19 protein-coding genes are annotated in these 20,781 nt (G+C 62.0%); 11 read left to right on the forward strand and 8 right to left on the reverse strand.

Annotation, left to right across the window (positions count from 1 at the left end):
• Positions 1–4: 4 nt before the first annotated feature.
• A complete protein-coding gene (locus ABVK50_RS17840; RefSeq protein ID WP_353645302.1) occupies positions 5–1,168 on the reverse strand; it encodes a M20 aminoacylase family protein in 1,164 nt (387 codons plus the stop codon).
• On the opposite strand from ABVK50_RS17840, the gene ABVK50_RS17845 reads away from it, so the two are divergent.
• From ABVK50_RS17845 to ABVK50_RS17865, 5 genes are all read left to right on the forward strand, one after another.
• Positions 1,136–1,612 (forward strand): hypothetical protein, encoded by a 477-nt coding sequence (locus ABVK50_RS17845; protein WP_353645301.1) that lies wholly within the window; start codon positions 1,136–1,138, stop codon positions 1,610–1,612. The genes ABVK50_RS17840 and ABVK50_RS17845 overlap by 33 nt on opposite strands.
• Positions 1,609–3,093 (forward strand): lipopolysaccharide biosynthesis protein, encoded by a 1,485-nt coding sequence (locus ABVK50_RS17850; RefSeq protein ID WP_353645300.1) that lies wholly within the window; start codon positions 1,609–1,611, stop codon positions 3,091–3,093. Before ABVK50_RS17845 ends, ABVK50_RS17850 begins: the two co-directional genes overlap by 4 nt.
• A 61-nt stretch (positions 3,094–3,154) precedes the next feature.
• A complete protein-coding gene (locus tag ABVK50_RS17855; protein WP_353645299.1) occupies positions 3,155–4,159 on the forward strand; it encodes a polysaccharide pyruvyl transferase family protein in 1,005 nt (334 codons plus the stop codon).
• A 40-nt stretch (positions 4,160–4,199) separates the two neighbouring features.
• Positions 4,200–5,024: a galactosyl transferase gene (locus ABVK50_RS17860; protein ID WP_353645297.1), complete on the forward strand. Its 825-nt coding sequence runs from the start codon at positions 4,200–4,202 to the stop codon at positions 5,022–5,024.
• Between the two features lie 290 nt (positions 5,025–5,314).
• Positions 5,315–6,070 (forward strand): hypothetical protein, encoded by a 756-nt coding sequence (locus ABVK50_RS17865; protein WP_353645295.1) that lies wholly within the window; start codon positions 5,315–5,317, stop codon positions 6,068–6,070.
• Positions 6,071–6,135: 65 nt separating this feature from the next.
• Here the strand turns inward: ABVK50_RS17865 and araD are convergent, their stop codons facing one another.
• The 6 genes from araD to ytfQ all read right to left on the reverse strand — a co-directional run bounded on the left by araD (position 6,136) and on the right by ytfQ (position 13,211).
• On the reverse strand, positions 6,136–7,905 hold the full coding sequence (gene araD / locus ABVK50_RS17870; RefSeq protein ID WP_353645294.1) for an L-arabinonate dehydratase: 1,770 nt from the start codon (positions 7,903–7,905) through the stop codon (positions 6,136–6,138).
• On the reverse strand, positions 7,902–8,663 hold the full coding sequence (locus ABVK50_RS17875) for a FadR/GntR family transcriptional regulator (RefSeq protein ID WP_353645293.1): 762 nt from the start codon (positions 8,661–8,663) through the stop codon (positions 7,902–7,904). Before ABVK50_RS17875 ends, araD begins: the two co-directional genes overlap by 4 nt.
• Complete coding sequence (gene yjfF, locus ABVK50_RS17880) at positions 8,660–9,643, reverse strand: galactofuranose ABC transporter, permease protein YjfF (RefSeq protein WP_353645292.1); 984 nt, start codon at positions 9,641–9,643, stop codon at positions 8,660–8,662. Before yjfF ends, ABVK50_RS17875 begins: the two co-directional genes overlap by 4 nt.
• Positions 9,643–10,662, reverse strand: a complete 1,020-nt coding sequence (locus ABVK50_RS17885; RefSeq protein WP_353645291.1) for an ABC transporter permease — start codon at positions 10,660–10,662, stop codon at positions 9,643–9,645. The genes yjfF and ABVK50_RS17885 overlap by 1 nt, the downstream gene beginning before the upstream one ends.
• The gene (gene ytfR / locus ABVK50_RS17890; RefSeq protein WP_353645290.1) at positions 10,659–12,173 is read right to left on the reverse strand and encodes a galactofuranose ABC transporter, ATP-binding protein YtfR; all 1,515 of its coding nucleotides are present in this window, start codon (positions 12,171–12,173) and stop codon (positions 10,659–10,661) included. The genes ABVK50_RS17885 and ytfR overlap by 4 nt, the downstream gene beginning before the upstream one ends.
• A gap of 93 nt (positions 12,174–12,266) precedes the next feature.
• The gene (gene ytfQ / locus ABVK50_RS17895) at positions 12,267–13,211 is read right to left on the reverse strand and encodes a galactofuranose ABC transporter, galactofuranose-binding protein YtfQ (protein WP_353645898.1); all 945 of its coding nucleotides are present in this window, start codon (positions 13,209–13,211) and stop codon (positions 12,267–12,269) included.
• A gap of 237 nt (positions 13,212–13,448) precedes the next feature.
• Between ytfQ and ABVK50_RS17900 the strand changes: the two genes are divergently transcribed.
• The 6 genes from ABVK50_RS17900 to ABVK50_RS17925 are packed head-to-tail and all read left to right on the forward strand — an operon-like array spanning position 13,449 to position 20,179.
• Positions 13,449–14,045: a cytochrome c oxidase assembly protein gene (locus ABVK50_RS17900; RefSeq protein WP_353645289.1), complete on the forward strand. Its 597-nt coding sequence runs from the start codon at positions 13,449–13,451 to the stop codon at positions 14,043–14,045.
• On the forward strand, positions 14,035–15,177 hold the full coding sequence (locus ABVK50_RS17905; protein ID WP_353645288.1) for a c-type cytochrome: 1,143 nt from the start codon (positions 14,035–14,037) through the stop codon (positions 15,175–15,177). Before ABVK50_RS17900 ends, ABVK50_RS17905 begins: the two co-directional genes overlap by 11 nt.
• A complete protein-coding gene (locus tag ABVK50_RS17910; RefSeq protein WP_353645287.1) occupies positions 15,177–16,169 on the forward strand; it encodes a c-type cytochrome in 993 nt (330 codons plus the stop codon). Before ABVK50_RS17905 ends, ABVK50_RS17910 begins: the two co-directional genes overlap by 1 nt.
• Positions 16,170–16,174: 5 nt before the next feature.
• Positions 16,175–17,242 carry a sodium:calcium antiporter gene (locus ABVK50_RS17915; protein ID WP_353645897.1) on the forward strand — a complete coding sequence of 356 codons (1,068 nt, stop codon included), beginning with the start codon at positions 16,175–16,177 and terminating at the stop codon, positions 17,240–17,242.
• The gene (gene ctaD, locus ABVK50_RS17920) at positions 17,242–19,776 is read left to right on the forward strand and encodes a cytochrome c oxidase subunit I (protein ID WP_353645286.1); all 2,535 of its coding nucleotides are present in this window, start codon (positions 17,242–17,244) and stop codon (positions 19,774–19,776) included. The genes ABVK50_RS17915 and ctaD overlap by 1 nt, the downstream gene beginning before the upstream one ends.
• 16 nt (positions 19,777–19,792) lie before the next feature.
• Positions 19,793–20,179: a hypothetical protein gene (locus ABVK50_RS17925; RefSeq protein WP_353645285.1), complete on the forward strand. Its 387-nt coding sequence runs from the start codon at positions 19,793–19,795 to the stop codon at positions 20,177–20,179.
• 106 nt (positions 20,180–20,285) lie between these two features.
• On the opposite strand, the gene ABVK50_RS17930 is transcribed toward ABVK50_RS17925, so the two are convergent.
• On the reverse strand, positions 20,286–20,753 hold the full coding sequence (locus ABVK50_RS17930) for a phosphotransferase (RefSeq protein ID WP_353645284.1): 468 nt from the start codon (positions 20,751–20,753) through the stop codon (positions 20,286–20,288).
• Positions 20,754–20,781: the final 28 nt, after the last annotated feature.

Genomic DNA, 20,781 nt, shown 5'->3' on the forward strand with positions numbered 1-20,781 from the left:
CTGCTCAGCGGGCCGGTAGGGCCGTCTCCACCAGCTTGGCCCAGTAGGACGCGCCGATCGGGATGATGTCGTCGTTGAAGTCATATTCCGGGTGGTGCAGGTACTGGGTGTCGCCCTGCCCGAGATAGATGAACGCGCCCGGTCTGGCATCGAGCATGAAGGAGAAGTCCTCTCCGCCCATGACCTGCGGCGTGTTCATGTCGACCTTGTCGGAGACGAGCCGGGCCACGGAGCCGGCGAACTCGGCTTTCTCGGCATTGTTCGACAGGACCGGATAGTGACGCTGGTAGTCGAGCGTGGCCTTTGCGCCGAAGGCCGCCGCCGTGTGCTCGACCACCTCCCTCATGCGGATTTCCAGGAGGTCGCGCACTTCGGACGACAAGGTGCGAGCCGTGCCGGTCAGCCGCGCCGTCTGCGGGATGACGTTGAATGCGTCTCCGGCCTTGAAGGTGGTGACCGAGACCACTGCGGCCTCGATCGGATCGACATTGCGCGCCACCACCGACTGCAACGCTGTCATGATATGCGCGCCGACCAGCGTCGTGTCGATGACGCGCTGCGGGCGCGCGGCGTGACCGCCCTTGCCCTCTATGTCGATTATGAACATGTCGGCGGCCGCCATCATCGGCCCCGAACGGATCGAAAACTGGCCAAAGGGAATGCCCGGCGCGTTGTGCATGCCGTAGACCTCGTCGATCGCGAACCGGTCCATCATGCCCTCATCGACCATTTCGCGGCCGCCGCCACCGCCCTCCTCCGCCGGCTGGAAGATGACCACCGCGGTACCGTCGAAATTGCGTGTCTCGGCAAGATAGCGCGCAGCCCCGAGGAGCATTGCAGTGTGCCCGTCATGGCCGCAGGCGTGCATCACGCCGGGCGTCTTCGACATATAGGGCCGCTCGATGATCTCCTGGATCGGCAGCGCATCCATGTCTGCGCGCAGGCCGATCGTCTTGCCGCTTGCCGACTGGCGGCCCTTGATGACCCCGACCACGCCCGTGCGCCCGATGCCGGTGGCAATCTCGTCGACGCCGAACTCCTTCAGCTTCTCGGCCACCAGAGCCGCCGTCCGGTGAACCTCGAACTGCAGTTCGGGGTGCGCATGAATGTCGCGCCGCCATTTCGTGATGTCGTCGTGAAATCCCGAAATCCGGTTGATGATGGGCATCCGTTTCTCCTGGCTGGTAAATCCGCGGCGGGAAGCCGCGACAATGAAGGCCTGCCGGTACCGAGGCAAGTCAATTGCGATTTCGCGGAGCGTATCCGCTTGCCTATGAGGGCAGTCGTGCCACGCGATTGTCCGCGTCCGCAGTCGATATTCGAACTTCGAAAACGCCTGAAACGAACCGTGATCTCGTTCCTATTGCAGTGCAGCATAGCCGCAATTAAGTTCGCGGCGGCTTCGGTCAGCGGCATGGTCGGCAAGCACCATCAGCCGAGTACAGGAATTCAGGCGTGCGCTTTGCCGCCGCATCAGTTCCGATTGGAGTACGGTTTGGCGCCGGCAGACATCCCTCTCATGAATGTCAATTTGAGGACGAACACCGTTCTTCTCTCGGTGGTCCGCGCTGCTGTCAGTGCGATCGGCAACCAGGCTATCGCCGTCGCATGACCAGCATCAGCGGCCGGCTAATCAAGGGAAGCATGTGGCTGAGCCTGTCCCGGGCGATTGTGAACGGGCTGGCGACGCTGAGCACCATCGTGCTGGCATGGTACCTTGCGCCCGCCGATTTCGGCGTCGTCGCGCTGGGCACGACCATGCTGTTGATCGTCAGCACCGTCACCGAACTCTCGCTTACCCAGGCGCTCATACGTCACGAGGCGCCCAAGGAATCGCATTTCAGCGCCGCCTGGACCCTCAACGCCACACGCGGCCTGCTCCTTTGCCTTCTCTTTGCGGCCTTCGCCTACCCGGCGTCCAGGCTGTTCGAGGAGCCCAGGCTCGCCGGCGTCATGGTTGCCCTGGGCTTCAGCATGCTGCTGAGCGGCCTGACCAACCCGCGCCTGATCATGCTTCAGCGCGAGTTGATCTTCTGGCAGGAATTCGTGCTCAGCGTCTCGCAGAAACTGGCCGGCTTCGTCGCCGCGGTTGCGATCGCTGTGATCTATCAAAGCTATTGGGCGCTGGTGGTCGGGACGCTGGTGACCCAGGCAACGAACGTCATCATCTCCTACATCGTGCTGCCGTTCCGGCCCAGGATCACTTTCCAGCACATACGAGAATTCTTTTCCTTCTCCGCGTGGCTCGCGGCCGGCCAGATCGTCAATACGCTCAACTGGCGTTTCGACTATCTGCTGGTCGGTAAGATGCTCGGCGGCACGGCGCTCGGCTATTATTCGGTCGGCTCCAATCTCGCCATGATGCCGACGCGCGAAGCGACCGCGCCGCTTGTCCAGACGATCTATCCCGGCTTCTCCAGCATTCGCGACGATCCGGCGAGACTTGCCGCCGCCTATCAGCGCGTGCAGGCGCTGGTCGCCGCGATCGCCCTTCCCGCCGGCATCGGGGTCGCGGTGGTGGCAGACCCGCTGGTCAGGCTGGCGCTCGGGGAAAAATGGGCGCCGATCATCTTCATCATACAGTCGCTCGCCTCGGTCTTCGCGCTGCAGACGCTGGGCTCGCTGGTGCAGCCGCTCGGCATGGCGAAAGGCGAGACGCGGCTTTTGTTCATCCGCGATGCGCAGATGCTGTGCGTCCGCGTTCCCATCATGATCGCCGGGCTGATGCTCGCCGGGCTTCCAGGGGTCATTATCGGCCGCGTGTTCACCGGCCTGTTTAGCGCCTTCGTCAACATGATCCTGGTGCGGCGTCTCATCGGCGTCACGGTATTGAAGCAACTCTCGGCCAACATGCGTGCGCTGACGAGCATCGCGGTGATGGCGGCGGGCGTGACGCTCGCGTCCGGCTATCTGCCCTACACGACCGACAAGATCATGCTGGCGGAGCAATTGGCGATCCTGGTTGCACTGGGCGCCATCCTCTATTGCGGGTCGACTTTGCTGCTCTGGATATTGATGAAGCGGCCGGTCGGGCCCGAGACGGAAATCCAGAAGATACTGGGCAAAGTCCTGTCCAAAGTTCGCCCAGCTTGATGATTACAGGGCAATTCCTGCCGCCGCGGACCCGCGCCACCAGCCAGATGGAGATAAGAAAATGCCTGCAGAATCAAATCTGGACGTGATCGCCAGGCTACAGGGCGCCATACATGACTGCCTGAAGGACTATGTCTCCGATGGTGAGCCGCTGGCTATCCTGGACTTCCCGGACATCCGCAATTGCGGCGATTCGGCCATCTGGCTGGGGGAAATGGCTTACCTACGGGATCGGTACGGCAAGCGCCCCGCCTACGTTTCGCGAATGGACGATTTCTCGCCCGAGGACCTTGAACGCGTTATGCCGACAGGCCCGATCTTCATCCATGGCGGCGGCAATTTCGGCGACATCTGGGGCGCGCATCAGGATTTCCGCGAGCGCGTGCTCGAGCGGTTCCCGGAGCGTCAGGTCATCCAGTTCCCCCAGTCGATCCATTACAAGTCGAAGGAGCGCGTGGAACAAAGCGCGCGAGCCATCGGACGCCACAAGAATTTCGTGCTGCTGGTCCGCGATGAGGAATCGAAAGAGTTCGCTCAGAAGCACTTCGACTGTCAGGTGCGCCTCTGCCCGGATATGGCCTTCTGCATCGGCGCGCTCCCGCCTGCCGCCTCCGAGTTCCCTGTGCTTGCGATGCTGCGAGCGGACCTTGAAAAGGCGGGCGATGCCGATCTCTCGGCCTATCCGGACATTCCGATGGAAGACTGGACGACCGAATCTGCCAGGCGCGTGCGGGTCTCCAAGGCGTTCGGCGCGGCATCGGCGCTTGTGGCGCTGAAACCGGCTGAGATGCGGCTGCGCAAGCTCGACGCGGCAGCGCACAACCGCTTCCGGCGCGGCATCCGACAGATCGCGCGCGGGCGCGCTATCGTCACCGATCGCCTGCATGTCCATATCTGCTCACTGCTGCTCGGGCGGCCGCATGCCGTGCTCGACAACAGCTACGGCAAGGTGCGGCGATTCATGGCCGCGTTTTCCGGCGGAACCGACCTGTCCTACAAGGCGGCGTCGCTCGACGACGGGATTGCTTGGGCGCGCAGCCAAGCCATCCTTGGAGCCGCCTCATGAGGCTGCTTGCGGAAACGGGCAGTCGCGGAGGTGGAATTCGATGACCCTCGTCACCTTCATCATTCCCGTCCGCCACCAGGACAATGCCCGCGACTGGAGTCTTCTCAAGGCGAATCTGGCTCAAACAATCGCGTCAATCTCGAACCAGACCAACGACGATTGGCGAGGCATCATTGTGGCAAACGAGGGCGCCGACCTGCCCGGCCTGCCGGAGCGCTTCAGCGTCGAGCGCGTCACATTTCCTCCAAATGATATGCACGAGCTCGGGAAGGCAGGCAGCATCGAGGACGTCTACGACGCCTTCCGGGCCGACAAGGGACGCCGGGTGCTGAAAGGGATGCTAAGCGCCCGCGACAGCCGCTTCTTCATGATCGTCGACGACGACGATTTCGTCAGCGCCCGGATCGTCCAATACGTATCGGAAAATCCCTATGCGAACGGATGGATGATCAACCGCGGCTATATATGGGACGACGGCGGCAAGCTCTTGTTGGGGTATGACGATTTCGACCATCTCTGCGGGACGTCGTTGATCATCCGGTCGGATCTCTATGGGCTGCCGGAACGCTTCGAGAATGCCTCGCTGGATTGGATCAAGTCGATGCTGGGCAGTCATGTCCGCATCGCCGATATTCTCGCCGGGCGGGGCAAGCCGCTGACCCCCCTGCCATTCCGCGGCGCCGTCTACCGCGTCGCCCACAGAGGGTCGCACAGCAAGGCGCCCAGCTTCCTGGTCACGTATTTTCTGAGCTGGCAGGCGCTCAAGCGGCCGAGACGCCTGCTTCGCAGTCTGGGTAAGCTCCGGCTGGTCGGCGAGACTGCAAAAAACGAGTTTTTTGGCAGGCCCGTCCCACGTAACGCCTGACCCTGCGGCAATAGCTTCATTTCTGGCAGAATACGTCCGACGCGGCCAAGCTGGGGAGCGGGCGCCGGCGCGCGTTTCAACAGCCCTGCAGACCCCGCCTGTCCAATCCGGACCGTGATCCCTCAGGCTCCTCTGCCTTCGCTTTTGCTGAAATCCGCCAATGATCCAAAGCGGCTCGTTGTCCATGTCCGGCTCATCAGCCTGTGCGCAGATAATTCTGCCCTGCCCTTTCTTGGCCGGAAATCGTCGGTATGTGACGGTTCCGTGACAGGTTTGTGTAAGGAGCGCGCATGGCGTCCGTCGTCCGTGAGGAAAGCAGTGCCGAGATCGGGACCGGCGCTACGGCATTTGCTCCGCTCTTGCTACGGCCGAGAGATCAGTCCCAGTGGCTGATTTATGCACTGATCGTCATCGCAATCTGCACGCTTGCCGCAGCCCTGATTGCGATCATGGCGCCGAGTGCACGGCCGCTGCTCCTGCAGGAAGACGGCATCATCGAAATGGCCTCTGTCGCTTGCCTGGCGGCGGTCGTGCTTGGATCTGCTGCGGCGTCCGTCAAATGGGGCCTGCACGCGCCGCTCCTGATAGCAGGACTGATCGGATTCGCCGAGTTGATGGATGAAACCAGTTTTGGTGCGCGCCTTTTCGGATTCCAGCCCCCTGCCCTTCATGGAGGCGGCGAACTGGACGGCTTTCACGACCTGCTGATTCTGGCTTATCGGCTGCTGAGCGAAGTCGATAGGAGCCTGGCCTGGGTGTGGGTGGGACTGTTGCTTGCCGCGTCCCTCGGCGTCATGATGTTTGCCCTAATCCAGTTGGGGAACGCGATAAGGAACAGGCGCTCGGGACTCGCGGATCACGTCCTGCTCTTCCTGCACATCGGATTCATCGGTCTTGCGCAAGTTATCGATATTGCCACGGCATCCAATGCGCTCGCGGCAGTGGAAGAGATGTTCGAGTTCAACGCCAGCCTTGCGCTGGTATTTTACGTTGCCCAGCAGGCCCATCGGTCGTGGGCCAAAAGCACCGCGCGATCGTCAGTTTGACCCTGGATCGAAACCTTGAGCAGATACCTCCCAGTGGTTGGTCAGGGCTATAGCCCCGGCCCGATTCAGTGAGAATCTTTCGGCACGGCATTGCCGCGCACCCCCTTGAGGAAGTCGAAATCGGCGCCGGTGTCTGCCCCCGTCACGTGGTCATGGTAGAGCATGGCATATCCGCTCCCGGGCCGCTTGACCGGGCTTTGCCAATCCCTTAGCCGCCGCTCGATCTCGTCTTGCGGCACGTCGAGATGCAGCCGCCGCTTCGGCACATCGACTTCGATGACGTCACCGTTGCGAACGATGGCCAGCGGCCCGCCGGCCGCAGCCTCCGGGCTGGTATGCAGGATCACCGTGCCATAAGCGGTTCCGGACATGCGAGCATCGGAAATGCGGATCATGTCCGTTATTCCCTTCTTCAGCACTTTTGGCGGCAGGCCCATATTGCCGACCTCGGCCATGCCGGGATAGCCGCGCGGCCCGCAGTTCTTCAGCACCATCACGCAGGTCTCGTCTATGTCGAGATCGGGGTCGTTGATCTTCTTCTTGTAGTCGTCGATGTCCTCGAAGACGACCGCGCGGCCGCGATGGACCATCAGCGCAGGCGTCGCGGCGGAAGGCTTCAAGACAGCGCCCTTCGGCGCAAGGTTTCCGCGCAGCACTGCAATGCCGCCCTGCGGCGTCAACGCCTTGTCGACCGGCAATATGACGTCCTCGTTCCAGTTCGTGACGTCCTTGACCTCCTCCCACTGCGTCTGGCCGGAAACCGTCAGCGCATCCTTGTGCAGCAATCCGGATTCGCCGAGCCGCTTCAGCACGACGGGAAGCCCGCCGGCATAGAAGAACTCCTCCATCAGATACTTCCCGGACGGCATCAGATTGACGATGGTCGGTACGTCGCGGCCAAGCCGATCCCAGTCGTCGAGCGTCAGATCCACGCCGACGCGGCCGGCAATCGCCAGCAGATGCACCACGGCGTTGGTCGAGCCGCCGATGGCGCCGTTTGCGCGGATCGCGTTCTCAAATGCCTCACGCGTCAGAATGTTCGAGGGCTTCAGATCGTCCTTGACCATCTGCACGATACGCCGGCCGGTGAGTTGAGCCATGACCCGCCTGCGGCTGTCGACCGCGGGGATAGCGGCGTTGCCCGAAAGCGCCATGCCGAGGGCCTCGGCCATGGAGGCCATTGTGGAGGCCGTGCCCATCGTGTTGCAGGAACCGGGCGAGCGGCTCATCGCCTGCTCGGCGTCGAGGAAGTCTTGCTGGCTCATCGCGCCAGCCTTGATCGCCTCCGACATCTGCCAAAGCGCAGTACCGGATCCGACGCGCTCGTTACGGAACCACCCGTTGAGCATCGGCCCGCCGGTGACGGCGATAGCCGGAATATCGACGGAAGCCGCGCCCATCAGGAGGGCCGGCGTGGTCTTGTCGCAGCCGACCATCAGCACCACGCCGTCGAGCGGGTTGGCGCGCAGGGCCTCCTCGACGTCCATCGAGGCAAGGTTGCGGTACATCATGGCCGTCGGACGCAGAGCGCTCTCGCCGGCGGAGAATACCGGGAATTCGAGCGGCAGCCCGCCAGCCTCGTAGATGCCGTGCTTCACGCGTTGCGCGAGATCACGCAGATGCGCGTTGCAGGGCGTCAGTTCCGACCAGGTGTTGCATATTCCGATTACCGGACGGCCGTCGAACAGGTCGGCCGGCAGTCCCTGGTTCTTCATCCAGGAGCGGTGATAGATATGGTCGCGCGACGTGCCGCCGAACCATTCGTGGGAACGCAGCTTTCGCGGCCATATCGCAGGCGTGAATCTGCCTTGGTTGGGCTTGCTTTGGATCGTCATGAAAATTGCCCTTCCGGCGGCAGATTGCCAGTAACGTCGGCGACACGGTCGATGCCTTCCTGGATGACCTGTCGCATGGCGGCGCGCGCCGCTGCCTGATCGCGGCCTTCGATGGCGCTGACTATTGCGCGGTGGCGTTCGACGGTAAGCTTGTGTCGCTCCGTATTGGGTATCGGCGAACTGACGGCGAAAGTAGTGGCGAGCGCCACCTCGATCAGCCCGCTGATTGCCCGCATAAACGGATTTTGCGAAGCCTCGGCGATCGCGATGTGCAGACGCAGATCGTATTCGACGAAATCGTCACCTGTCACGGCCGGGTCGCCCATGCGGTCGACACATCGATATAATTCCGTGACCTGCTCGTCAGTCCGGCGCATCGCCGCCAGGGCCGCAGCCTCCGGCTCCAGTGCCAGTCGCATCTCCTGCAGGCTGAACAGGAACTTGGCGTCCACCGCGCCTGTATCCGCATGCCACTGGAGAATGTCGGGATCGAAAAGGTTCCAGTTGTCGCGCGGCATCACGCGCGTGCCGATCTTGGCCTTGGGCATGATCAGACCCTTGGCGGCCAGCGTCTTCAAAGCCTCGCGCAGCACCGTGCGTGAGACGCCGTAGCGATGCTGAAGCTCGGCGTCGCGGGGAAGAATAGAGCTTTCGGGGAACGCGCCGGAAACGATGCCACGCCCGAGATCCGCCATGACATGGCCGTGAAATCCTTTCGGCGGCAGCGTGCGGCTGATTCCTGGCTGGATGGTGATCATGGTGTTGTGACCCGCAACGACCCTTTGCGGGCCGAAAGGACCACCAATAGCCGTTGCAGGGCGATGAAGGCAAAGAGCAAAAGGCCGACGACGATCTTTGTCCACCAGCTCGACAGCGTGCCGTCGAAGACGATGTAGGTCTGGATCAGGCCCTGGATGATGACGCCCACGAAGGTGCCGGCCACCAGTCCGACGCCGCCTGTCAGCAGGGTGCCTCCGATGACAACCGCCGCGATCGTGTCCAGTTCGACGCCTACAGCCGAGAGCGAATAGCCGGCCGAGGTGTAGAGCGAGAAGACGACGCCCGCGAGTCCGGACAGGAAGCCCGACAGTGCATAGATGCCGATCGTCGTGCGAGCGACGGGCACGCCCATCAGTTCGGCTGAGGCCTTGTTGCCACCGATCGCATAGACGTAAGAGCCGAACCGGGTGTAATGCGCGACCGCGATCCCGGCCACGAAGACGAGCACCATTAACCCGCCGATGAGCGTCAGCCTGCCGCCGCCCGGCATGCGAAAGTACAGCCCTTGGAGCGTGGTGTAGAACTCGTGCGCGATCGGAATGGAATCGGTGGTGATGACGAAGGCCATGCCGCGCGCCAGGAACATGCCCGCTAGCGTCACGATGAACGCCGGCACATCGAGATAGTGGATGACCGCGCCCATGGCGGCGCCGAACGCGGTCGAGACGGCGAGTGCGATGAAGAAGGCCGCGAGTGGGTGTATGTCGTACCAGGTCACAAGCACGGCGATCAGAACGCTGGTAAAGCCGATGACCGAGCCGACCGACAGGTCGATGCCGCCGGAGAGAATCACGAAGGTCATGCCGACCGCCGCTATGCCGAGGAACGCATTGTCGGTGAGCAGATTGCCCAGGACGCGCGTGGAAAGCATGTTCGGGAACTGGATGATGCACACCGCGTATGCGAGCAGGAAGATCACCAGCGTGGCGTAGAAAGGGAGGAGGCGCGAGGAGGTCATCAGGCTTCGGCCTTCCTTGCAGTTGCGGCGGCGCCGCGAGGCCGCAGCAGCAATTTGAAGCCGCTCAGCGAGGCCGCCTGGGCGAGCAGGATCAGTATGATGACGGCCGCCTTGACGATCAGATTGTATTCCGGCGGGAAGCCGGAGATCAGGATGCCGGTGTTCATCGACTGGATGATGATCGCGCCCAGGACCGACATCAGGATCGAGAAGCGGCCGCCGAGCAGCGAAGTGCCCCCGATCACGACTGCAAGGATTGCGTCGAGTTCGAGCCACAGGCCCGAATTGTTGGCGTCGGCCCCGCGGATGTCGGCAGCGGCGATGATGCCGGCCAAAGCGGCGCAGAACCCACAGAACGTATAGATCATAACGATCAGCAGGCGGCTGTTGATGCCTGCATATGTGGAGGCCGAGCGGTTTACTCCGATCGACTCGATCAACAGGCCGAGCGCGGTGCGCCGCACGACGAGCACCGTAAGCAGCGCGAGCGCCGCCGCGATGATGACCGGCATCGGCAGGCCGAGGAAGGAGCCGGTGCCGAAGAAGATCAGGCCCGGCTCCACGAAGGTGACGATGACGCCCTCGGTGATGAGCTGCGCAATGCCGCGGCCCGCGACCATGAGGATCAGGGTCGCCACGATAGGCTGGAGTTCGAGGACGGCGACGAGCAGGCCATTGAGCAGGCCGCAGGCGATACCGACTGCTAGCGACGACAACAACACTATAGGCAGCGAATAGCCCTCGACAGTCATCGTCGCCGCCACCGCGCCGGCCATCGCCATCACCGCGCCGACGGACAGGTCGACCCCCTTGGAAGCGATGACTGCCGTCATGCCGATGGCAAGGATCGCTACCGGCGCGCCGCGGTTGAGCACGTCCACCAGGCTGCCGAACAGGCGTCCGTCCTGCAGGCGCAAGTCGAAGAAGCCAGGAAAAGCCAACCAATTGAAGAACAGGATGACGGCAAGACAGGCGAGCTGCGGGGCAGCCTTGCGCAATCCGGAGCCAAGGCTGCTCATCGTGCTGCTCCGTGTTCAGCGGCGATGGCCCTCATAATGTTATCGGCGGAGATCTCGGCACCGGCCAATTCACCGGCATGAACACGGTCGCGCAGCACGCGCACGCGCGTCGAATAGGCGACGATCTCCTCGATCTCGGAAGAAATCACCAGCAGACCCAAGCCTTCATCGCAGAGCTTGTTTATGAGTTCGATGATCTCCGCATGCGCGCCGACATCGATGCCGCGCGTCGGCTCGTCGAGGATCAGAAAGCGCGGCTGCGTGGCCAGCCAGCGGGCAAGGATTACCTTCTGCTGATTGCCGCCGGAGAGCAGCTTGACGGGCTTTTCGATGTCGGTGGTGCGAATGTCGAGCGCTTTGACGAAACGGTCGGCCAGCTCCGTCTGCTCGCGCGTCGACATGCGGCGGAACCAGCCGCGCCGCGCCTGAAGGGCGAGAGCGATGTTCTCACGCACCGACAGGTCGCCGATGATGCCGTCCGCCTTGCGGTCCTCGGGGCAAAGCCCGAAGCCAAGCCGGATGGCATCGCGCGGTGACGCGATCCTGACCGGCTTGCCGTCCACGGTGATTGTGCCGCGGTCCGGCAGATCGATGCCGAACAGGAGGCGCGCCGTCTCGGTGCGGCCGGAGCCGAGCAGCCCGGCGACGCCGACGACCTCGCCCGCGGAGATTGTCAGGTCGAAAGGCGCGACCGAGCGCGCGCGGCCGAAATCCGAGAATACGATCTTGCGTTCCGACGGAGGCGGCGCTGCGCGACGGCCGTGCTCGGTCGCGGCGGCCAGCGTGCGGCCCAGCATCATCGAGACGAGGTCGACTTTCGTCAAATCATTGGTCTGCCTCGTCCCCACGAGCTTGCCGTTGCGCAGCACCGTGATGCGGTCACTGACGGCGTAGACCTGGTCGAGGAAATGCGTGATGAAAACGATGCCGAGGCCGCGGTCCCGCAATTTGCGCATGACGCCAAAGAGAAGGTCGACTTCGTGACTGTCGAGGCTCGCCGTCGGCTCGTCGAGGATGAGCACTGAACCGGACATGTCGACGGCGCGGGCAATGGCGACGAGCTGTTGTACGGCGATGGAAAAGCTGGAGAGCTGTGCGCCGACATCGATATCGATATCGTACTGAGCGAGCAGCGCCCTGGCCTGCTTCTGCATCGTGCGGGTGTCGACAAGGCCGAACCTCTTCGGCTGGCGGCCGATATAGAGATTCTCGGCCACCGTTAGATTCGGCAGGAGATTCACCTCCTGGTAGACCGTGCCGATGCCGAGTTGCTGGGCATGCATGGGATCGCGCACGGCCACAAGTTCGCCGTTAAGTTCGATGGCGCCGCTGTCGGGCTTATGGACGCCGGTCAGCACCTTGATCAGCGTCGACTTGCCGGCGCCGTTCTCGCCGAGCAGGGCATGGATTTCGCCCTTGCGCACCGAGAAGTCGACACCGTCAAGGGCTTTCAAGCCGAGAAAGGTCTTGCGGATGTCGGTTGCGCTGAGCAGCAGGTCAGGCTCGCTCACGGCGGTCCTCCCGAGATGGTGCGGCGGATATCGCCACGGTTCGTCAGGACGGTCGGGCCGGCCTCCAAGAGTCCGGCCCGCTCGTGAGGGAGATCAGTAGCCGAGGCCCTTCTTTTCCTCATAGACCTTCATCGGATCGTCGGCAGGGGTATAAAGCTTCGATTCCGTGATGATCTGCTTGGGCGGCAAGGTACCGTCAGCCTTGAACTTCTCCAGGACGTCGAAGGCCGGCCCGGCCATGTTCGGGGTTAGCTCGACGGTGGCATTTGCCTCGCCGTCGGCCATTGCCTTGAAAATGTCCGGCACCGCGTCGATCGAAACGACCTTGATGTCGGTGCCGGGCTTCAAGCCGGCTTCCTTGATCGCCTGGATCGCGCCGACCGCCATGTCGTCATTGTGGGCATAGAGCGCGCAGATGTTCTTGCCGCCGCCCTCGGCCTTGAGGAAGCCTTCCATCACTTCCTTGCCCTTCGCGCGGGTGAAGTCGCCGGTCTGGCTCCGGATGATCTTGATGGTCGGCGTACTGGCGATCGCTTCCTCGAAGCCCTTCTTGCGATTGATGGCGGGCGAAGAACCCGTCGTGCCCTGCAGTTCGACCACGTTGCACTCTTTGCCCGCGGCGTCCTTCACCAGCCACTCGCCCGCAACCTTGCCTTCGAGCACCTGGTCGGAGGCGACCATGGTCATGTAGAGATCCGGCGAGCCGTCGATGCCACGATCGAGCAGAATGACCGGGATTTCGGCGTCCTTGGCTTCCTCAAGCACTGATTCCCAGCCCGTTGCGACGACCGGCGCCACGAGGATCGCGTCAACGCCCTGGGCGATGAAGCCGCGGATCGCCTTGATCTGATTTTCCTGCTTTTGCTGCGCGTCGGCAAATTTCAGGTCGATCCCGCGTTTTTCAGCCTCGAGCTTGGTGACGCTGGTTTCGGCCGCGCGCCAGCCGGACTCCGATCCGATCTGCGAAAAGCCGACCGTCAAATCCGCGGCCGACGCAGATCCGCCGAGCGCAAGGGCGATCGCCGATCCGAGCAGCATGGTCTTCAAAATTCTGGTCATTCCAAACCTCCCAAAAAGTCGATCGCGGCTCCTCCCCGATCGCCAGAACCGTATAGTCATATAGTATGACTATTTGCAAGGCGGATTCTGAACCAACGCCACACTATGGTCCCGGCGATAACTTGCGCCTTTGCAGCTACCGCTAATCAGTTGCAGGCATAACCCGGACGCGGAACATTTCGAGCCGTCACCGGTTCGAAGACCATGCTTTACGGTATGGGGCCGCTCTCGCAGCAGATGGCGATTCACATTTTGCTTATGAACGCCGTGGCGCCACTTCTGGCGCTGGCGGTCAACCGGCGTTTTGGGGACCGTTTGCCATTGCCCAAACTGTACCCTGCGGTGATTGCGCAACTGTTGGTTCTGTGGACATGGCACGCGCCACCGGCGCTTTACGTGGGAATGCAGTCGCACGTGCTCCACATGATCATGCTCGCGTCTTTCCTGACGTGCGCGCTGTGGTTTTGGCTAGCCGTTCTTTCCATAAAGGCCGATCATCGCTGGCGCGCCATTCTGGCGCTGCTCATCACCAGCAAATTGTTTTGCCTTCTTGGTGTTCTCCTGGTTTTCGCGCCGAGGGTGCTTTATCCGGATCTCCTGATTGCGCACACGCAAGAGGCGATGCATCAGGTCGAGGCAACGCTTGCCGACCAGCAACTTGCAGGCCTGTTCATGCTTGTAGCCTGTCCGGCCACTTACGTCCTGGCCGGCATCGCCATCGCCGCACGATGGTTCTTCGACCTCGACGCCGAAGAGATTTCTGATCGCCACGTGCTTCTGCTTGCCGTGCGAGAGGCGCGGAATGTGGGCTAACTTCGTATCGAAGCAGCTGATCGTTTCCCTAGGCATCACTCTAGTTCTTTTAGCCGCCGCCGGGGCCGCGTTCATATGGTCCGGCCTGTACAATGTAGCCGCATCACGCGATCATTTTTGGGTGACGACGTGGATTCTGGAAATGGTCCGTGAACGGTCGATCGCGACGCGAAGCGCATTCATCGAAACTCCCCCGCTCGACGATCCGGACCTGGTCCGTCTGGGCGCCGCTCATTATGAGGGAGGATGCGTTCCCTGCCACAGCAGGCCAGGAGAACCCATTAACGTGATCGTCAGCCAAATGCTGCCGTCGCCTCCGCACCTGACCGATGCCGCTGCCAAGCGCCCCCCTGAAGAACTCTACTGGATCGTCAAGCACGGCCTGAAATATACCGGAATGCCAGCGTGGCCCGCCCCTATTCGCGACGATGAGGTCTGGGCGCTCACAGCTTTTTTGAGTGAGTTGGGCGACGGCGAGATGAACAACTACCGTCAATTGGCAGGACTCGACCGCGTGCCCTCTGGAGCACCTGCAGCGAAAGATCTGACCCATCAAGCGGAAGCGGTCGCCCTGACCCAATGCATACGCTGCCACGACGATGCCGCCGCGTCTACGATCAGCAGCCTGATTCCCAAACTCGGCGGGCAGTCGATCGGATATCTTGAGCGGGCTTTAGAAGAGTACGCCGCCCGTACCCGACCGAGCGGGATCATGCAGCCCGTCGCGGCTCTCCTCGGTGATGACCAAATAGGCGCCATCGCCAGCTATTATGCAAATCTGGATGCCCGGCCGGGACAGCGAGCCGTCGATTCAGCGCGGATAGCGCATGGGCGGGCGCTGGCTACCGAAGGCGATCCAAAAAAAGCGATTCCTCGCTGTCTTGCATGTCATTCACGTTCTCGTGCTGCGGAATTCCCCGCGCTTGCCGGTCAGCACGCCGACTATTTGGCCGGACAGTTGCGTGTCTGGCGAAGCGGCGGCCGCGACCGCACCGCATACGGCCAGATCATGGCTTCGATCGCCCGCCGACTGACCGAAGAGCAGATACTCGATGTGGCGGCCTACTTTGCATCGCTGCCGCCTGAAGCCTATCAAAATGGCGCGGCCTCGGCACTATCAGGTTCAAAGTGATGTGGAACCGATCTCTCCAGGCTTTCGCGGTGCTCCCAATTCTGTTGATCGCCGCCGGCTGCGTGGACGTGCAGTCGGCTCTGAATCCCGCCGGGGGAGAGGCCGAGCGCATCCACACGCTCTCCTGGATTCTGATCATCTTCTGTTCGGTTGTTTTTCTCGGTGTCGCCATAGCCACCATAATCGCTCTGTTCGGAACTCATCGATGGCGACAGCGACTGGCTGGAGAGCGACTTGTCATCGGCGCAGGTCTTGTCTTTCCCGCGGCAGCGCTTTCCGCTTTGCTTGGCTACAGCATCGCGGTCATGGGCATGACAGGGTCAGCGGAGGGGCAGGCAAGCCTTCGCATATCGGTCGTCGGCGAACGCTGGTGGTGGCGCGTAATCTATACCACTCAAGACGGCAGCCACGTCGAGAGCGCCAACGAGTTGCGCCTGCCCACCGACCAGCCCGTTCATGTCGAACTGACTTCGGCGGATGTGATCCACAGCTTCTGGGTGCCGAAGCTGGCAGGCAAGCTCGACATGATACCAGGCCGCACGAATACATTGACGCTCAACGTCCACGAGCCGGGCATCAGCCGAGGACAGTGCGCCGAATATTGCGGCGGCGCCCACGCCCTAATGTCATTCTTCGTGATCGCCATGGCACCCGCCGATTTCGAGGCGTGGCTGGCGCGCGAAAGCGCACCGGCTGCGGTTCCCGTCGAGGAAGAAGAAATTCAAGGCCACGCGCTGTTTGTGCAAAGCGGCTGCGGCGCGTGTCATACCGTGCGCGGCACCGACGCCAGCGGCACGATCGCACCCGACCTGACCCATGTCGGGAACCGGCATTCCCTGGCTGCGGCGACACTCCCCAACAACGCCGACGCCTTTGCCCGCTGGATAAGCGACAGTCAGCACATCAAGCCTGAGAATCTGATGCCGCCCTATGCGATCTACACCGAGCAGGAACTTGGTCACCTGGCCACCTATCTCGAAAGCCTGAGATGACCGTCATGTTCGATTTCGCCGCCATGGGTCTTTCGATCAATCTCACGCTCTTCGCCGCGGCGGCACTCGCTGTATGGTTCGCCGGCGTGCGGATCACCCGCTACGCCAACGTCATCAGCGACAAAACCGGCATGGGGCAGGCGCTGATCGGGCTCCTGCTGCTGGGCGGTGTTACCTCGTTGCCCGAACTGGCGGTGGCGGTCACCTCCTCTCTCAGCGGCGACGCCAGCCTCGCGGTCAACAGCATCCTGGGCGGCATCGCGATGCAGGTCGCCATTCTTGCCGTCGCCGACGCGCTTATCGGCAGACGCGCGCTGACTTCCATAATTCCGGACTCTGTCGTCATCCTGCAGGGCGGACTGAAGATCCTGCTGCTCTCGATCGTCGCCGCAGCCATCATGGTCGGGGACGTGCCCATCTTTTTTGCCGGGTTGTGGATGTGGCTGCTGGCCATCGTCACGGGCATCAGCATGTGGGTGCTGTCGCGCGTGCAAGGCGACAAGCCGTGGGTTCCGAACGACGACGAGATTAGCAAGGAGAAGGAGAAGGAGCACGCGAAGAAGAAAGCTGAGAAGGATAAGGACAAGACGCTTAACTGGGCGATGACGCGGGCCGCGATCGCCGGCGTTGTCATCGTCGTCGCCGGCTATATCCTGTCGCGCAGCGGCGACGCCATCGCGGAGGCGACGGGACTCGGGCAGAGCTTCGTCGGAGTCGTATTCGTAGCTATCGCGACCTCGCTGCCGGAAGTGAGCACGGTGTTCAGCGCCATGCGCGCGGGACTCTATACGATGGCGATGTCCGACATCTTCGGCACCAACCTTTTCGATGTCTCATTCCTGTTCATAGTCGACATCACCGGTGGCGGCGACGCCGTGATCAACAGCTCCGGCAGGTTCGAAGGCTTTGCGGCGCTGATCTCAATCACGGTGACCGCCATCTTCCTTGTCGGCCTTGCGGAGCGGCGCGACCGCACCATCCTCAGGATGGGCTACGACTCGCTCGCCGTCATGGGAACTTACCTTGCCGGACTGGTCGTACTCTACTTCCTGCGCAGCACTGGCGGCGGCTGATGGATCATACGTCGCGTCCGATCAATCCAACGCCGCGTCCGCCGGGCGAACTGGAGGAACTGGAGCGCGTCTGGGCGACGCCCAAGGGCTGGCGGATCGTTACCGCCGTCAACAACACGGTTATCGGGCTGCTCTATATCGGCGTGGCCTTCCTGTTCTTCCTTTTGGCCGGCGCCCTGGCGCTGCTGATGCGGACGCAACTAGCCGTCGGCGACAACAACTTCATCGGCCAGGAACTCTACAACCAGATGTTCACCGTCCATGGAACGACGATGATGTTCCTCTTCGCCGTGCCGGCGGTCGAGGCACTTGGCGTGATGCTGCTGCCGCAGATGCTGGCCGCGCGCGACCTTCCTTTCCCGCGCCTCAGCGCCTTCGCCATTTGGGCCTATGTGGTTGGCGGGCTCGTCTTCTTCTCGACGATCTTTTACGACCTCGCCCCCGCAGGCGGCTGGTTCATGTATCCGCCGCTCACGCTCAAGGAATACTCTCCGGGCGACAACGCCGATTTCTGGCTGCTGGGCATCGGCTTCATCGAAATTTCGGCAATTGCCGGCGCCATCGAGATCGTCGTCGGGACGTTGCGCACACGTCCGCCCGGCATGTCGCTTGCCAAGATGCCGATTTTCGCCTGGTCGATGCTGATCTTCGCTTCGATGATCATGTTCGCCTTTCCGGCCGTGATACTGGCGACCATGATGCTGGAGATCGAACGGTCCTTCGGATGGCCGTTCTTTACGGCCGAACTCGGTGGCGATGCGCTTCTTTGGCAACACCTCTTCTGGTTCTTCGGCCATCCTGAGGTCTACATCATATTCCTTCCCGCCGCTGGGCTGGTTTCGATGATGGTGCCGACAATGGCGCAGACGCCGTTGATCGGGTACCGCCTCATTGTCGTGGCCCTCATCGCAACCGGCTTCTTCAGCTTCGGCCTGTGGGTCCATCATATGTTCACCACAGGCATTCCCGCGCTGAGCCTCGCCTTCTTTTCGGCAGCAAGCATGGCGGTGACCCTTCCCTCCGGCATTCAGGTTTTCTCCTGGATCGCCACTATCGCCGCCGGACGCGAGCGATTCCGCATCACCACACCGTCGCTGTTCATTCTGGGATTTTTGTTCATCTTTACGATAGGCGGTCTGACCGGTGTCATGGTCGCCATGGTGCCGTTCGACTTCCAGGTGCACGACACCTATTTCGTGGTGGCCCATTTTCATTATGTGCTCGTGGGCGGCATGGTCTTTCCGCTGTTCGCCACTTTCTACTATTGGGCGCCGATGGTGAGCAGAAACATGCTGTCTGAACGCCTCGGTCGCTGGGTGTTCTGGCTGATGTTCCTCGGCTTCAACATAACTTTCTTTCCGATGCATCTCACAGGTCTGCTCGGCATGCCTCGGCGGGTCTGGACGTATCCATCGGAACTCGGTTGGGACAACCTGAACATGATCTCGACCGTCGGCGCCTACATGCTGGGAGCCGGTGTGCTCCTTTTCGTCATCGATCTTGTCGTGCGCTTCCGCCCCGGTGGAGGCGGCCCTGAGAACCCGTGGCAGGCTGGAACGCTGGAGTGGCTGCCGAACGACGTCTATTCGACACGCAGCATCCCGCTTGTCACCAGCCGCGAACCGATTTGGGATCAGCCGAATCTTGCCGAAGACGTCAGGGAAGGCCGTTATTTCCTGCCGAACGCCCCGACTGGCGGCCGCGAGACGATTGTGACGTCGCCCATCGACGCCCGTCCGCAATATGTAATCCAGATGCCTGGACCGGGATGGCCCCCGCTGTTGGCGGCGATCTTCACCGCTGCGTGCTTCCTGCTTCTGACGATCAAGCTGGTCATTGTCGCGGTGGTCTGCGGTGTCATTGCGGTTGCCTTCTGCCTCATCTGGACGTGGAGCCTCGATCCCGGCCCGGCGAAAGGTTCGATCGATATTGGTGGCGGCATAAGCCTGCCCACATATGTGACCGGACCGACGTCTCACTCCTGGTGGGCGATGGTTGTTCTCATGTTCGTAGCGGCCTCGCTCTATCTCGCTTACGTATTCTCCTACCTGTTTCTCTGGATTGTATCGCCTGAGGTATGGGCTCCGGCGGGCTCGCCCGCGCTTCCGGCAGTGGCTTGGCCCGCCGCGTCCACATTCCTTCTGCTCGCCGGCGCGGCGTTGGTCGTTGCCGCCGGGCGTCTGCTGCCGCCCGCAGGGAAATTCGGCGTAGCGGTTCCTCTAGCTATCTTTCTTGCCTTGGCATGCCTCGTGGGATCGCTTGCGATCGAGATCGCGGGACACTGGCGCACCGGATTATCGCCGTCGGCAAACGCATACGGTGCCATGGTCTATCTTGGCGTCGTACTGTTCGGCCAATTGACTTTCACGCTTGTCATCATGGGGTTCTTCACCATCGCGCGACATGCGGCAGGCAAGCTCGATCGCGAACGGCGCGTCACCTTCGACAATCTCGCGCTGCTCTATCATTACACCGTGGTGCAATCGCTGTTGGGGCTGGCGCTCATTCATGGCTTTCCGAGGCTTGTCGGCTGAACCCGAGGGAAGTGAGATGAAAGCAGGAAATGATTCAGGCCCTCTCGCTGGGGGAATTTTCTATGTGCTGGTCGGCCCAATCATCTGGGCCGCACATCTCCTGCTCATCTACGGCCCGCAGTCGGCACTCTGCGCTTTTCGTGCGGACGGTATGATCGCAGTCGCTCCGTTTGCAATAACGGCGCTGGTTGGCCTGTTGACAGTGGTCTCGATGGCGGCGCTGGCGCTGGTCCTGTGGCGGCCACGCCAGGTCGCGCGATTGCTCCGCTTCGAGGCGGCAGCAGAAACCGATCGGCGCTTCGTGATCTCGGTTACGCGCCTGTTGACTGCCCTATCATTCGCCGGCGTCACCTGGGCGGGCGCCGTGGCGCTGTTCGTCGATCCCTGCGCTCAACTTCGCTAGTCCAAGCCGCGCGAACAGCGCCGCGGAAAATGCCGGACGGGACGATTTGGACGCTCAAAGCTGCGCTCTGCGATACCAGACGGTCAGGCAATGCAGTTTGTCGATCCTAGATTGTCCAGGCATGTGCACGACGAACGACTCGCAACCAATCGCGTGCTGCTTTGACAGCCGTTCCCCGCCGCGCTTTGCCGAGGCGCTGGTCCAGAGCAGTGTTGAGGTGATGGAGCAGTGCGCCGGCCAGGGCATTTGAAGCCCCTGCGATCCAATACGCGGCCCGAATCTCGGAAGTCAGCTTCCGCTCCATGCCGAAAGCGGAGAGGTATTCCAAGAACAACGTGTCGTGGAGACGCTGCGCTTCGACTTCCCAGAAGCGGAGCGACTGGAGCCAGGAACTAACGTCTTCGAGAGGTGAACCAAGACGCGCTCGGCCCCAATCGAGGAATACGGGTTGGTGGCTTCCGGCACTCTGGCGCACCAGAACATTGCCCGGATGAAGATCGCCATGGATAGGTCTGCATCCGAACGGTGATTCCGCCAGGAGCTGGCGACGAAGTTCGGGCAGTGCTTCAATCACCCTCTCAAGTCCACGAATGTGCCTCGCC

This window comes from Mesorhizobium sp. WSM2240, from assembly GCF_040438645.1.
Lineage (GTDB): Bacteria > Pseudomonadota > Alphaproteobacteria > Rhizobiales > Rhizobiaceae > Allomesorhizobium.